The 14,876-nt window shown below is 65.6% G+C and carries 12 protein-coding genes; 9 read left to right on the top strand and 3 right to left on the bottom strand.

Annotated elements, in window-relative coordinates:
* Positions 1–118 precede the first annotated feature (118 nt).
* Positions 119–934: a flagellin gene (locus tag KF715_20305; protein MBX3739041.1), complete on the bottom strand. Its 816-nt coding sequence runs from the start codon at positions 932–934 to the stop codon at positions 119–121.
* Positions 935–1,276: 342 nt separating this feature from the next.
* Between KF715_20305 and fliD the strand changes: the two genes are divergently transcribed.
* The 5 genes from fliD to KF715_20330 all read left to right on the top strand — a co-directional run bounded on the left by fliD (position 1,277) and on the right by KF715_20330 (position 4,878).
* Complete coding sequence (gene fliD / locus KF715_20310; protein MBX3739042.1) at positions 1,277–2,992, top strand: flagellar filament capping protein FliD; 1,716 nt, start codon at positions 1,277–1,279, stop codon at positions 2,990–2,992.
* 2 nt (positions 2,993–2,994) lie between these two features.
* Positions 2,995–3,669: a hypothetical protein gene (locus tag KF715_20315; GenBank protein ID MBX3739043.1), complete on the top strand. Its 675-nt coding sequence runs from the start codon at positions 2,995–2,997 to the stop codon at positions 3,667–3,669.
* 192 nt (positions 3,670–3,861) lie between these two features.
* A complete protein-coding gene (locus KF715_20320; protein ID MBX3739044.1) occupies positions 3,862–4,071 on the top strand; it encodes a hypothetical protein in 210 nt (69 codons plus the stop codon).
* Positions 4,072–4,079: 8 nt separating this feature from the next.
* The gene (gene fliS / locus KF715_20325; GenBank protein MBX3739045.1) at positions 4,080–4,508 is read left to right on the top strand and encodes a flagellar export chaperone FliS; all 429 of its coding nucleotides are present in this window, start codon (positions 4,080–4,082) and stop codon (positions 4,506–4,508) included.
* Positions 4,509–4,512: 4 nt separating this feature from the next.
* Positions 4,513–4,878 (top strand): hypothetical protein, encoded by a 366-nt coding sequence (locus KF715_20330; GenBank protein ID MBX3739046.1) that lies wholly within the window; start codon positions 4,513–4,515, stop codon positions 4,876–4,878.
* A 136-nt stretch (positions 4,879–5,014) separates the two neighbouring features.
* On the opposite strand, the gene KF715_20335 is transcribed toward KF715_20330, so the two are convergent.
* A complete protein-coding gene (locus tag KF715_20335) occupies positions 5,015–5,407 on the bottom strand; it encodes a hypothetical protein (protein ID MBX3739047.1) in 393 nt (130 codons plus the stop codon).
* Positions 5,408–5,531: 124 nt separating this feature from the next.
* Here KF715_20335 and KF715_20340 point away from each other — a divergent pair, with 124 nt between their 5' ends.
* The 4 genes from KF715_20340 (at position 5,532) to KF715_20355 (ending at position 9,506) form a co-directional block, all read left to right on the top strand.
* Positions 5,532–5,981 (top strand): response regulator, encoded by a 450-nt coding sequence (locus KF715_20340; protein ID MBX3739048.1) that lies wholly within the window; start codon positions 5,532–5,534, stop codon positions 5,979–5,981.
* Positions 5,982–6,050: 69 nt separating this feature from the next.
* Positions 6,051–7,529, top strand: coding sequence for a sigma-54-dependent Fis family transcriptional regulator (locus tag KF715_20345; GenBank protein ID MBX3739049.1), 1,479 nt, complete (start codon positions 6,051–6,053; stop codon positions 7,527–7,529).
* Positions 7,530–7,803: 274 nt separating this feature from the next.
* The gene (locus KF715_20350) at positions 7,804–8,337 is read left to right on the top strand and encodes a chemotaxis protein CheX (protein MBX3739050.1); all 534 of its coding nucleotides are present in this window, start codon (positions 7,804–7,806) and stop codon (positions 8,335–8,337) included.
* Between the two features lie 20 nt (positions 8,338–8,357).
* On the top strand, positions 8,358–9,506 hold the full coding sequence (locus KF715_20355) for a response regulator (GenBank protein MBX3739051.1): 1,149 nt from the start codon (positions 8,358–8,360) through the stop codon (positions 9,504–9,506).
* Between the two features lie 490 nt (positions 9,507–9,996).
* On the opposite strand, the gene KF715_20360 is transcribed toward KF715_20355, so the two are convergent.
* Positions 9,997–14,856 (bottom strand): PAS domain S-box protein, encoded by a 4,860-nt coding sequence (locus KF715_20360; protein MBX3739052.1) that lies wholly within the window; start codon positions 14,854–14,856, stop codon positions 9,997–9,999.
* Positions 14,857–14,876 lie beyond the last annotated feature (20 nt).

The raw sequence follows: 14,876 nt of genomic DNA on the forward strand, positions 1-14,876 counted from the left end.
AAATTCAAAGAACACGGCGGCACGGGCCCGCCGGTGGGAAAGACATATAGACAACCGCTCTGACAACGCGGGGTCGGGGGACTAGGCCGACCGCCGCGGACTACCTAACCGCTCCGGATCAACCCAGGAGCTTGAGCGCGATCTGCGCGCTCTGGTTCGCCTGCGACAGCATGGCCGTGCCGGACTGCACGAGGATGTTGTAGCGGGCGAGTTGAGTGGACTCGCTGGCGACATCGACGTCGATGATCCGGCTGTTGGCGGCTTCGAGATTGGCCTTGTTGACCATGAGCACCTCGCCGGCGAACGACAGGCGGCTCTGCTCGGCGCCGTTGGTGGCGCGCATCGTCGCGACGTTCTGGATCGCGTCGGTGATGGTCGACAGGTTCGTGATGTCGCCGAGGCTGGTGATGCCCGTATCGGTCAGTTCGCCGATGCCGCTGGTGGTGCTGGAGAGATCCTTGCCACTGATGGACACGGTGGAGCCGCCGTCCTCGGAAACCGGGACGCTGAGCGAGGTGGTGCCGAAGAGAGAAACGTTGTTGAACTTCTCGTCGCTGAGCGAGGAGAGCTCGCTCTGGAGTTCGGTGAACTCGGCGTCGTAGTTCGCGAGGTCGTCGGAATTCTTGGTGGGATCCTGGTAGAGCGTGTGGAGCTCGCCGAGGCGCTCGAGGACCTTGCCGGTCACCTTGAGTACACCGTCCTGCGACTGCAGGAACGAAATCGAGTTTGCGATGTTGGTCGAGGCCGCGCCGGAACGTTTGGCGGCGGCGGACAACTTCATCGACACGGCCAAGCCGCCGGCGTCGTCCGCGGGGTTAACGATCTTCGAGCCGCTCGAGAGACGATTGAGGCTCTTTTGGAGCATATCGTTCGACGCGGCCAGGTTGTTCGACGCGACGGTCGCGGCGAAGTTGCTGTTGATGACAACTGACATGGTATCTTCCTTGATTTTAGATGCGACGTCCGTGTCGCATTCGGCCCCAGATTCGCGGCTCCGGGACGGACCGGCCTTGGTTTCTGATTCGCGGCAGGTGAAGTAACGGCGCGCCGTTGGGAAAATTTAGCCGCATCGCCGGAGGAAAATTTTTCCGACCCCGGTTCCATCAACCGGCCCGCACCGCCAGTTTCACTCGGGGAGGCACCCGTTTCACTGGTCAAAATTTGCCGGGCAAAAATTTTCTGCGACCTGCAGATTCATTTAACTTTTTGCCGGGATGGCCGATGAAGGTGTGGGGCAGTCTGCGCGTTTCGCGCGGCGGCCCCGCGACACACTCCCATGGCCGGCATCAAAATCTCGAACCTCCTGCAGAACTCCGCTTTCGACTGGCAGGAAATCGTCACGAAGCTGATGGACGTGCAGCGCACCGCGACGATCAAGCCGGTCGAGGCGGAGATCGCGGCGAACACGGACAAGACCACCGCCCTGAACGACCTCAACACGCTCATGGAGAGCCTGAAGTCGTCCGTGCAGGCCATCCGCACCGATAACGTCTTTTCGCTGCGCTCCGTCTCTTCGTCGACCAACACCACGTGGACCTCCACTTCCTCGAATGGCGCCGCCGTCGGCTCCTATACCTTCGACGTCACGCAACTCGCCACCCAGGCGCGCCTCGCCGGCGCCGATAACATCGGCTCCTCCCTCGCGGCGACCAACGACGTCACCGGCCTCACCGTGGCCAACCTCCGCACCGCGACCGCCGTCACCGCCGGCACCTTCACGGTCAACGGCAAACAAGTCACCGTCGCCACCACCGATTCCCTCGACGACGTTTTCAACGCCATCTCCACTGCCACCGGCGGCACCGTCACCGCGAGCTACGACTCATCCACCGACAAGGTCACGCTTTCCGGTTCGTCGACCGTCGTGTTGGGCGCGGCCAACGATACCAGCAACTTCTTCTCCGTTTTCAAACTGGCCAACAACGGCGCCTCCAGCGTCTCCAGCTCCGGCAAACTCGGCACGGTGAAAACCACCGCGTCCCTCGCCAGCGCCGGCTTGGCCACGACGCCGAGCGGGTCCGGCACCTTTTCGATCAACGGCGTCAGCATCGCCTACGACACCGCGACGGACACGATCAAGAGCCTCATCAGCCGAATCAACAAATCGACCGCCGGCGTCACCGCCAGCTACGATTCGGCGAACGACCGGATGATGCTCTCGAACAACTCCACCGGCGACATCGGCATCGGCGTGACCGACGACAGCAACGGCATCCTCGCCGCGCTCGGCCTCACCAGCGGCACCGGCGCGACGCTGACCCGCGGCACCAACGCGCTCTTCACCGTCAACGGCGGCGAAACCCTCTCCAGCACGAGCAACACCCTCACCGATAGCGTGCACGGCATCAGCGGCCTGTCGGTCACCGTCAACACGAAGGACGAACAGACGCTCACCATCGGCAGCGACGTGGCGACGATGCAGAGCTACATCACGAAATTCGTCGATGCCTTCAACGCCGTCCAATCCAAGATCGACGAAGACACCAAGATCACGATCACCGGCACGAAGGTCGCGACCTCCGTCCTCACCGGCAACCGCGAGGTGGAAGGGTGGGGCACGAACCTGCGCGATCTCGTCTTCTCCTCGATCAGCGGACTCTCCGGCACGATCGACCAGCTCGACGATCTCGGCATCGATTTCGACGGCATCAGCAACCAGCTCAAGATCGCCGACAGCGAGAAGCTCGCCACCGCGCTGACCGACAAGCCGGACGACGTCGGCGCCTACTTCCTCACCTCCGGCACCGGCTTCGTCTCCAAACTCTACACCAATCTTACGAAGCTCACGTCCGCCAACCGCGCGCAACAAAGCCGCCTGAGCGACTCGAACGACAAGCTCAACACCCAGCTGGAACGCCTGCAGGCCCAGCTCGCCTCCGAGGAAGACCGCCTCACCCAATCCTTCATCCAGATGCAGAACGCCCAGTCGAACGCCCAGACCCAGGCCAGCGCGCTCGACAACGCCTTCGGCAACAAGAGCAGCAGCAACTGACGATGAAAGCCCTCCGCCACCTTCTTGTCCTCGCCGCCGCCGGCCTCGGCACCGCGTTCCTGCTCGCCGGCTGCGAGATCACGCCCGACCTGAACGATCCCGTGCGCTTCGGCCCCTTCTACGCCCCGCGGAACTTCGCCGGCGAGAAACAGATGCCCGCCGACGTGCGCCGTGTGCTCGTGCTGCCCGTCGCGCTCGGCGAACTCGGACCAGAAGAAACCGCCGTCACCCTCGACGCCGCCGTGGCGCAGGCGCTCCAGGTCCAGCAACGCTTCGAAGTTGTGCCGCTGCCCCGCGCCGAATTGCGCCGTCTCTTCGGTCTGCCGGAAATCTCGTCCACCGCCGCGATGCCGCACGGCATGCTCGATGAGTTGGCGAAACGCTACGCGGTCGACGCAGTGCTCTTCACCGACGTGACCGTTTACCAGCCCTACCGGCCGCAATCGCTCGGACTGCGCAGCAAACTCGCGACCACGCGCGACGTCCGCCTCATCTGGACGTTCGACGAAGTGATCTCCGCCAGCGACCCCGCCGTGGCGAACAGCGCCCGCCGCCAGCCGTTCATCGAGGCCCAGGGGCGCAGCCCGGTCGACCTCAGCCCGGCCACGCTGCTCAGCCCGTCCCGCTACGCGGCCTTCGCGGCCGGCGAGATGTTCCGCACCTTGCCCCCGCGCTGACTTCACGCGCACTTTACCAGTTTACATCTAAAGAAACCCCGCGAACCGACGATATTGACCCTATCAACCAACGGCGTTCCCTGCCATCAGCGGCTGACCGTTCCTACCAACGCTGAGTCCATGATTCATTCCACTTCTCCCTCTGACCGGACGGCCCGAACGGACGCTGTGCCGCTGGTCCCGCAAAAACCCGTGGTTCGCGGTCCCGGCGCCGACAGCTTTTCGGCCGGGCAATCCACCACGCTCCGCGCCGCCCTGCAGGCGCAGCCGGAAATTCGCCCCGACGTCGTCGCGCGCGCCAAGGAGCTTGCCGCCGATCCGAACTACCCGTCCGCCGACATCCTTCGCCACGTCGGAGCGGCGATCCTCAATTCCCCGGATCTTTCCGAAGACCAGTCCTGAGCCTCCCCATGGTTGCCCAAGACTACGCTCGGACCTACCGCTCCAACGCGGTCCTCACCGCCAGCCCCGGCCAGCTCGTGTTGATGCTCTACGATGGCGCGCTGCGCGCTCTCCACGGCGCCCGCGGCGGCTTCGAGCTCTCCAGCGAGGATCCCCGGCGCTTCGAAGTGATCAACACCCAGCTCCTCAAGGCGCAGGCGATCATCTCCGAGCTCCAAGGCACGCTCAATCTCGACGCCGGCGACGGCAAGTTCGCCCGTGAGATGCACCGCCTCTACGACTACTACCTGCGCCGCCTGATGGAGGCCAACCTCCGCAAGCAGCAGGAGCCGATCATCGAGGTCGAACGCCTGCTCGGCGATGTGCGCAACGCCTGGGCCGAGATGCTCGCCAAGCACGAGAGTTCGACCACCGAACACGTGCGCGGCGTCGCCTGAACCGATGGAAACGCCGCTCCAGACCGCGCAACGCCTGCTCTCCGCTCTCGAGGACCTCGCGAGCCAGGAGTCGGTGTTGTTGCGCTCGCTGGATCTGGTGGAAGCCGTCCAAATCTCCGAGCGCGCCGCCCCCTTGGTGGAAAAGCTCTGCGCGCTCGCGGTCGACCCGGCCGTCGCGCTGCTGCGGCCGCGCGTCGAGGAACTCGTTGCGCAGCGCCGCCGCAACGCCGTGCTGCTCGATTCGCACCTCGCCCGCCTCCAAGGCGAATTGCGCCGGATCGACGAGGCACGCAACCGGCTCGCGCGCGTCGCGCCCGTCTACTCGGGCGGTGCACCCTTGGTGGAATCGCGCCTCAACACCGCCGCCTGATCCGCACGCGGCGCACATTCTCTCCGTCACCGGGCCGGCTTACGCCGGCCTTTTTTATTTCTGCGTCCACTCGCCGGGCCAAAAAGAAAGGCCTCCCATCGGAGGCCTCAACACCGGCAAAAATCGGAGCGACGGCTCAGACCGCCGCGGCGAGCGGGGCGGCGGCGTCTTCCGTAGGAACGATCTCGACGGCGACCGCCATCCATTCGGCGGCGACCTTGCGGGCTTCGCTGGTCCAGTTGACCTCGGGCTTCGAGAAGATGGAGTGCGTGGCGTTCTGCGCGGAGCCGTTCCACGACAGCGCGGCCTTGAGGCACGGCGTGCCGTCGGCGAGCGCGTAGCTTTGCAACAGCACCTGGCCGCGGGAAATCAGCCCGGTCGCCGTGCGCACGCTCAAGTTCAGCCGCGCAAGGCCGAGATGATAGTTGACGGTGCGGGAGGTTTCCCAAGTGCCGTCGAGAGGCGCGGGATCATCCGCCGCCAGCGCGCGCTCGAAATCGGACAGGAAGGAAAGCAGGCGAGTGTGCATGAACAAAGTGAGTCAAGCGCCTCATTCGCCACATTAGCGCGGAACTTGAGCGAAATTTTTCGGGAATAAATGGAAAGAAAGCTCGCGGTCCCGGCTAGGGCCGATTGGCTGATGCCTCTTCCGCATGCGTGATTCCTCGTCACTGTCTCCGGTGCCCGCCGATTCTCCGCGTCGCAATGCGGTCCTGCTGCTGGAAGACAACGAAATCATCGCCAGCATGCTGACCGCGTTGCTGAAGTCCCTGTCCTTGCGGGTCATCTGGTGTGCGGACGGCGCGAGCGCGGAGCGGATTTTTGCGGAACGCCACGGGGAAGTGCTCCTCGTGCTGGCCGATTGCCGCCTCCCCGATGTCGACGGCCGCGATGTGTGCGCGCGCTTCCGCACCCGGATACCCGAGCTTCCCGTTTTGGTCACCAGCGGCAGCGTGTCCGGCCGCGGCGTCGCTCCGCTCGAGCGCAACCGCCTCGTCGAATACCTGCCCAAGCCCTACGCGCCTTCCGAAGTGCTGACGCGCGTGCGGCGGCTGATGGATGCGGCCGGAAATGCCGGCCCGTTGAACACAGGAATGGTTTGAACCGTCTTCCGGTGTTCTCTAGCGGTGTAGGTCCCAACTGATCGCGGCCTAACGCCGCTCGCGCACCCCATGTCGTTCGAGAAAGTCCTCATCGTCGAAGACGAGCCCGTCGTCCGAAATCTCCAAACCGAGATCTTCACGCGCCGTAAATTCATCGTCGCGACGGCCGAGACGCTCGCGCAGGCCGAGTCGTTGCTGACCAAGGAGTCCTTCGACCTCGTCATGCTCGACATCCGCCTGCCCGACGGCGACGGCCAGCAGTTCCTCGAGCGCCTCGCGACGCTGCCGGAACGACCGCTCGTCGTGATGGTTACGGGTTACGGCTCGATCGAGTCCGCCGTGTCGTGCATGCGCGCCGGCGCGTTCGACTACGTGCTGAAGCCCTTCACGCCCTCGCAGATCGATATCATCATCAAGAAGGGCCAGTCCTACCGCCAGTTGCTCCAGGTCAACAAGCTCCTCAGCGACCAGCAGGGCGAGGACGAGGGCGCCATCGTCGGCAAGAGCCCCACGATGCTCCGCCTCCGTCAGCTCATCGAGCGCGTCGCGCCCACCGACGCCACGGTGCTCATCACCGGCGAGAACGGCACCGGCAAGGAAATGGTCGCGCGCGAACTCTACCGCCGCAGCCCGCGCCGCCAGAATCCCTTCATCAAGGTCAACTGCGCCGCGATTTCCGAAAATCTCATCGAGAGCGAATTCTTCGGGCACGAACGCGGCGCGTTCACCGGGGCGACCGACCGTCGCGAAGGCCGCTTCGAGTTGGCGAACCAAGGCACGTTGCTCCTCGACGAAGTCTCCGAAATCCCCGCCAACCTCCAGGCCAAGCTCCTGCGCGTGCTCCAGGAACGCGAATTCGAGCGCGTCGGCGGCAATCGCACCATCAAGGTCAACGTCCGCATCCTCGCCACTTCGAATCGCGACCTCATCGGCTACGTCGAGAAAGGCGCGTTCCGGCAGGACCTTTACTACCGCCTCAACGTTTTCCCGGTCCACGTGCCGCCGCTGCGCGAGCGTGCGGAAGACATCCTGCCGCTGGCCGATCACTTCCTCGCCCGCTACGCCCGCAAGTTCGGCATCAAGGTCGCCGGCTTCTCGGAGTCCGCTCGCGGCGCCATGCTCGGCTACCGCTGGCCCGGCAACGTCCGCGAGCTGCAAAACACCATCGAGCGCGCCGTGATCCTCACCGAGGAAGGCCGCTCCGTCTCGGCCGCCGCGCTCGGCCTGCCGCTCGTCGGCAGCGTGACCTCTTCCGGCGAGGCCTTGCTGAATTCCAGCGTGCCCTTCGATTTCGAGCAGCGGTCCGCGGCCGGCGCCAACGGTGCCGAGCCATCTTCCGCCGTCTCCACGACCGACGCGAACGGCAAGGTGCTCACCATCGCCGAGCTCGAGAAACAGGCCATCAAGGCCGCTTTGCAGCAGACCGGCGGCAACCGCACCAAGGCCGCCGAACTGCTCGGGATCAGCATCCGCACTCTCCGCAACAAGCTCCAGGAATACCGCGACGCCGGCGACCCGATCGAGGTCGGCGCCGAAGCGGCGGAGTGACGCCGCCGCCCCGGGCGAGCCAGCGGACGAAGATGCTTTCGCGGGCAGCGCGCTCGCGAGAACACTGAAGCTTGTCCACTCGCGCCGAGGCGTGGTTCAGCGCCGTTTCCACGATTTTCTGCGTCGATTTCAGACGGGAGCGGCTGTGCCGATGTATCCTCATGCCGTCGGCGTTCCCACGCACGCACTTCCACGAAATTTCGCGTAAAGTCTACGCGGAGGTGGGCCGATAACCTTGCAGAGTCGCGACCCCGACCACGAGCACCCAATTACCATGCCCGCCACCCAGGAAATCTCCGAGTCCCTCGTCCGCGAGAATATCACCCGCGCGATCGCCGATGTCTTCAAAACCATGCTGGGCCAGTCCTCGGCTCTGGTCACCACGGCCACCCAAGGCAGCGACGCCAGCTGGCCGCCGATCCCGGTCGACGGCGCGAACTGTGCGCCGCAAGTCGTCGGCACCGTCGGTTTCATCGGCGACGCCAACGGGCTCATCTATCTCTATCTTCCCGTCCATTTCGCGAAGATCTGCACCTGCCAGCTGCTCGGCATGAGCGAGGCCGAGGTCGACGAAGCCGGCGACGAAGTCGTCAACGACGCCATCGGCGAGCTCACCAACATGAGCGTCGGCTCCTTCAAGAACGGCCTCTGCGACGCCGGCTATCCCTGCATGCTCACGATCCCGTCGATCCTGCGCGGCAGCAATTTCTGCGTGGAGCCGATCAGCTCCGCCCAGCGCTACATCTACTCCTTCGAATGCGGCGGCCACAAGGTTGTGACCGACATTCTGATGAAGACCGGCAACTGAACCGTTTTCCGACTCCACCCATGCGCAACAAAGTTCTCACCGTCGATGATTCCAAAACCGTCCGCATCATCGTGCGGAAAGCGTTCAAGCCGTATGACTGCGAAATCCTCGAGGCGGCCAACGGCGTCGAGGGCCTCGCGGTGGCGGCAAAGGAAATGCCCGACCTGATCCTCCTCGACGTCACGATGCCCGTCATGGACGGCGTCGAGATGCTCACCAAGCTCAAGGCCGACCCGCAGCTCAAGAGCATCCCCGTCATGATGCTCACCGCCGAAGGTGGCCGCGACAACGTCCTCAAGATCGCCAAAATCGGCGTGCGCGACTACATCGTGAAGCCGTTCAAGGAGGAAGTCCTCGTCGAGAAGGCCGGTCGCATCATCGAACTCAAGCCGCTCTCCGACGGCCCCGCGAAGGCCCGCTCCATTTTCGATCCGGCCACGCTCCTCGTCGTCGAGGACAAGCCCGCGATCGTCCAGCAGATCCAGGAAGGCCTGAAGCATACGCCCTGGAAGATCCACGGCGTCAGCACGCAGGGCGAGGCGATCGACTTCTGCACGAAGTCCCCGCCGGACCTGATCATGATCTCGCTCTCGTTGCCCGAGGACGCGGCGTTCACGCTTTTCCGCCTGATCCGCACGAACGTGAAGACGAAATACACGCCCGTGTTCGGCCTCGTCGTGAAAACCGAGACCGCGCCGCAACAGCAGGCGCAGACCGTCGGCTTCACCACCGTGATCACGAAGCCCATCGATCTCGGCGAACTCGAGACCAAGATCGCCAAGGCGATGAACCTCGACACCTCCCAGCGCTACTTTGCCATCGAGGGCGATTGCCTGATGATGAAGGTCTCGGACAACAGCTCCCAGTCCGTGATCGCCGAAGTCGCGACCTACATGAAGCCGAAGATGGCCGAGGCCGTCGATGCCGGTCACAACAAGGTCATCATCGACGTGCACCAGCTGAAGTCGCTCCACATGGGCGTGATCAAGCTGCTCGTGCAAGCCATGCAGACCTGCCGCGATCTCGGCATGCAGTTCGCGATCGTCGGCAACTCCGTCATCGCGACCGAGTGCAAGGGCTTCGAAGACACCCGCACCTGGACCTTCCACGAGAGCGTCGACGAGGCGAAGAGCAGCCTTGGCAAGCAGCCCGCGCTCGCCGGCGCCTGACCCAAACTCGATTTCTTTGCGCATACGACGCCGCGGCCCGCGCCGCGGCGTTTTTCGTTTTTGCGCTGACTCGATTGCCGGGACAGGAAGGCGTCCGCTGCCTGGCTCCGGGGTTAGCGCATCTTCAAAAATAGTGTGGCTGCTTCTTTTCGTAGTCATCGCCACGGCGCGCGTTACCGCACCGTGGCGATCCATCTGAACAGCAGCTGGATTGCTTCGTCGCTGCGCTCCTCGCCATGACAACCCGGTGGCGACGAGATTTCTGCAAGCGCTCTAGCTCTACTCCGTTTCGTAAGTGCGTTTGCCCGGTAGCCCGCGACCTCCGGGCGCGGGGGCCCGGGACCCGTCCTCGGAGAGGCCGGGCTAACTTACGTTCCCCGAGCGCAAACAAAGACTTAACGGAGTAGTGCTAAGGTGCGACCAAGGTTGCCGCCGACCGCTTCGGCAAAGTGCGGCTTCAGATAGCCTCAATGCTTTTTGAAGATCCGACTTAGCCGTTGGCGCCGGGTCGCAGCGCGAGCGCGACGGCCCGGGCGAGATCCGCCAGCGTCGGCGGTTTCGGCAAGACGGCGGAGATGCGCAGGCGCGAGCTCTCGGTCTGTTGCTCCGCTTCGAGATGGCCGGAGACGATCAGGATCGGCACGCCGGGATGCTCCTGACGGAGGTGGCGGGCGAGATCGAGACCCGTCATGCCGGGCATGGCATAGTCGGCGACCACGAGGTCGTAGGTGGTCGGCGCGGTGGAGAATTTGAGCAGCGCCTCGGGCGCGTGGCGCGCGATCACGACGTGATAGCCGAGATACTCCAGCATGCCGGCGAGGGCGGCGCGCGGTCCGGCGTCGTCGTCGACGAGCAGCACGTGCTGGCCCTGGCCGCGCGGACAATCGACGGGGACAACCGGAGTGGGAAGGTCGGTTGCGGCGGAAGCGGCGACCGGGAAGTAGATATCGAAGCGCGTGCCGACGTCCGGAGTGCTTTGCACCGTGATCGCGGCGCCGTGGCTGCGGACGATGCCGTGGACGACCGCGAGGCCGAGTCCGGTGCCGCGGCCGGCTTCCTTGGTGGTGAAGAAGGGGTCGAAGATGCGCTGTAGCACATCCGCGCTCATGCCCTTGCCGTTGTCCACTACCGTGAGACGCACGGCGGGGCCGGTCGGGAGGTCGGGGTGCTCGACTTGGCGGGCGGCGTCGATTTCCACGCTGTCGATGGACACCTCGATCCGGCCGCCGGTCGGCGGGAGGGCGTGCCAGGCGTTGGTGCAGAGGTTCATCACCACTTGGTGGAGCTGCGTGGCGTCGCCGCGCACGGCGGGGCAATGCGGATCGAGCTGCGCGGAGATTTCGACCATGGGGGGCAACGTAGAGCCGAGCAGGCGCAACGCCTCCTCGACGACGTGCGGCAGGTCGATGGGGCCGTAGTCGCCTTCAGTGCGCCGGGAGAAGGTAAGAATCTGCTGCACGAGGCGTTTGGCGCGGACGCCGGCGGTGGCGATGTTGTCGAGCCAGCGGATCGACTCGTGGCCGGCTGGCAGCTCGAGGCGCACGAGCTCGGCCGAACCGAGCATACCAGTGAGGAGATTGTTGAAATCGTGGGCGATGCCGCCGGCGAGTGTGCCGAGCGATTCCATCTTCTGCGACTGGCGCAGGCGCGCCTCGGCCTGGCGTTGGGCCGTGATGTCCTGGATCGAATTGAGCGTGTAGTGCTGACCGGCGATCTGGATGAGGCTGCCGCTGAAGAGCACGGGGAACACATCGCCGTTGCGGCGGCGCAGGCGCGTTTCGAAGCCGGTGACGTGGCGCTCGGCCTGGAGCAGTTGCAGGTAGCGGTCGCGCTCCGCGGGATCGACCCACGCCATCAGTTCGAGGGAGGTCTTGCCGAGCGCCTCGGATTTCGGGATGCCGAAGCCGCGCGCGGCGGCGGAGTTTGCCTCGATGAGCCGACCCTCGGGGAACGAGAGCAGCAGGATCATGATGGGGCTCTCCTCGAACACGGCGTGGAAGCGCTCCTCGCTCTCGCGCAGCGCCTTTTCGGCCTGTTTGCGCTCGGAGATGTCGCGCAGCATGTTGCGGCCTTCGAGCACGACACCGTGGTCGTCGCGCACGAAGTCGGTGGTCTGTTCGACCCAGAATTTCCGCCCGTCCTTCGTCTGCACCGGAAATTCGCAGGAGACCGTCTTGCAGGCGGGGTCGGCGATCCAGCCCTTGTAGCGGCGGACGATATCTTCGCGCGCCTCGGGGGCGATGAGGCGGAAGCACGAGGTGCCGACCAGCTCCTCCGGGGTGTAGCCGCCGATGGCGAAGATTGCCGGATTGCAATAGGTGAACTGGCTGCGGCGGTTGGCGACGTAGTAGCCCTGCGTGATGGCCTCGACGAGGGTGCGGTAGTGCTTCTCGCTCTCGCGCAGGGCGGTCTCGGCGCGCTTGAGGTGTGTGACGTCGAGGAAGGAGTTGAGGGAGTAGGAACGGCCCGCGAGGTGCACGAGCCGGTTGTGCATCACCAGCGCGAGCTCGCGGCCGTCGCGGTGTTTGAGGGTCACGGCGACGTCGCTGAGACGGCCCTCGGCGGCGAGCCGGCGCACATAGGTCTCGCGTATGGCGTTGTCCGGCCAGAGGCCGGATTCCATCACGTTATGGCCGATGGCGTCGTCGCGCGCGTAGCCGAAATCGCGGGTGACGGCGGCGTTGATGTCGACGATTTTTCCCTCGGGATAGGAGACGAGCACCATCGGGACGGGGCCGTCGTCGAAGAGGCTGCGGAATTTCTCCTCGCTGTCGCGCAGGGCGATCTCGGCGAGGCGATGTTCCGTGACGTCCTGGATGATGCCCTGCATGCCGACGATGCGGCCGCTCTGGTCGAGCTTGGGTTCGCCCTCGTCGTGGATGTGGCGCACCGCTCCGTCGGCGCGGAGGACGCGGTAGTTCATGGCGAACTTACGGCGCTCGGTGAAGGCGGCGTCCACCTCGCGGCGGACGGCGGTGAGATCGTCGGGATGCAGTCGCGAATCGAAGAAGGCGCGGTCCACGACGGCGCTTTGGGGCGGGAGACCGAAGATGCGGTAGGTTTCGTCGGACCAGTGTTCGACGCGGTTGCCGTTTTCGAAGGAGTATTCCCAGTGTCCGAGCCGGGCGATGCGCTGGCCTTCGCGGAGCTGCCACTCGCTCTCGCGTAGCGCGGTGGTCTTCGCTTCGGCGACACGCACGGCATCCTCGTAGATGGTTGCATTGCGCAGCACGAGGGCCGAGAGCTGCGCCAGCAGCTGGCCCTTTTGGAGATCGTCGAGATTGAAGGGTTGATCGGGCGCGGTGCGGCAGAGGCCGAGGACGCCGATGGCGCGGTCGCCGTGGACGATGGGGAACATCGCAGCGGCGCGCATGCCGGCGGCGCGGTAGAGCGGGCGGCCGTCGGGCAACACGCTGTAGTCGTCGACGACGATGGGCTGTCGGGTTTCGAGGGCGCGCCAGGCCAGCGTCGCTTCGCGCCCGATCGGCTCCTGTGCGCCGTCGGGGAGCGGACCGCGGTAGGCGCGCACGGAAAGCTTGCCGTCGTGCAGGAAGGAAATCTCGGCGAGGGCCGAATCGAGCAGTGTCGCAGCGCGGTCGACGATGGCTTGGAGCAGATCGGCCGAGTCGCGACGGGCGAGCAGGTCGAGCGCGGTCTCGCTGATCGCCGAGTAAAGCTGGGCCTGCCGGCGGGTGGTTTCCTCGGAGCGCTTGGCGATCGTGATGTCGGTGTGCGTGCCGATCATGCGCAGCGCGCGGCCGCGGCTGTCGCGTGCGATGCATTTGCCGTGGCTGCGGATCCAGCGGAACGTGCCGTCCGCGCGGCGCACGCGGTGGGCAATCACGTAGTCATCGGTGTGCCCGAGCACGACGCGGCGGTAGGCGTGGCGGACCTCGGGGCGATCCTCGATGGGAACCAGTTCGAGCAGCCGGCGCAGGGACTCGCGGCGGGCGCCCGGCGCGCCGCCGGCGATCTCGGGCCAGCGTTCGTCGAGGTAGACTTCCTCCCGATCGGCGTCGTAGTCCCAGAGGGCGCTGCCGGAGGCGGCGAGGGCGAGGCGGAGCTGTTCGTCGCTGCGGGCGAGTTTTTCCTCGGCGGTTTTGCGCGCGTGGATGTCAGCGTGCGTGCCGGCGATGCGGATGGGGCGGCCGGAGGCGTCGTGTTCGACGACGCGGCCGAGGGAGCGGACCCAGCGCCACTGGCCGGCGGCGTCGCGGAGGCGAATCTCGGCTTCGTAGCGTGGCGTGACGCCGCGCACGTGGGCCTCGCTGGCGGCGTGGGCGCGCTCCAAGTCCTCCGGGTGCACGAGTCGCTCCCAGGCGGCGCGGGTGGAGGGAATTTCGCCGGGGACGTAGCCGAGGATCTGTGTGAGCAGGCCGCCGATCTCGGCGGCGTCGGTGAACACGTTCCACTCCCAGGTGACGAGCTGGCTACCGTCGAGGGCGCGCTGCAGCTGGGCGCGGTTTTCCTGGAGCTCTTTCTCGCGCTCGCTCAGGGCGGCGGTGCGTTCCGCGACGAGGCGCTCGAGCTCGGTGCGGGAGAAGGCGTTCGAGCGTAGCGTGTCGATGGCGTCGTTGATGGCGCGGGCCACGGCGCCGAGTTCGTCGTGGCCGGTGTAGGTGAAGCCGACGTTGAGCTGCTCGCCGAGGTTGACGCGACGGGCCTCGTCCTCGATGCGGCGGAGCGGCCGGATGAAGTGGCGGTTGACCGCGTAGAGTCCGCCGAGAAGCAGTGCGACGAGGAAGGCCGTGCCGACGAGCTGGCGCTCGCGCTCGCGGCGGGATTGAGCGTGCAGGGCGGTCTCGGTGCGCAGGCGGCCGATTTCGAGTTGCAGCTGGAATTGGCGGAGCGGCGCGAGGATGTCGTCCTCGATCCGGGGCACGATGATGTTTCGTGCGAAGCGGGTGCGGACGTCGGGAGTGGATTTGGCGATGGCGCCGAATTCGCGCCACTCGCGCTCGAACGAGTTGCCGGCCTCCGTGAGGCGCGTGAGGGACTTCGCCAACTCGTCGTCGGCGCTGGCGTCGCGCACGATTTCGAGCGTGTGGATCTTGTCGAGCGCCTGTCGCAGCACATCGCTGGCCTGGTGTCCGGCGGGGCCGATGTCGTCCCACGCGGTGGGGAGCGCCGGCGGGGGCGTCTGCAGCGTGGCGAGCAGGTGCGCAAATGCGTTGGTGGCGGAGCGAGCGGCGGTTTTCTCGGCGACGACGGCCTGTTGATGCAGTTCTGCGGAGCGGGTGGCCTCCTGCCAGGCGAAATAGTCGTAGGTGGCGTCCGAGGCGATCAGGGCCGCGGCTGCGGTGGCACCGAGATATACTTTCGTCGCGATCTTCAAATGGCCCGATGTCACTCTCAGGATTAGGCGAACTC

Source organism: Candidatus Didemnitutus sp., from assembly GCA_019634575.1.
In the GTDB taxonomy this organism is placed as follows: Bacteria; Verrucomicrobiota; Verrucomicrobiia; order Opitutales; family Opitutaceae; genus Didemnitutus.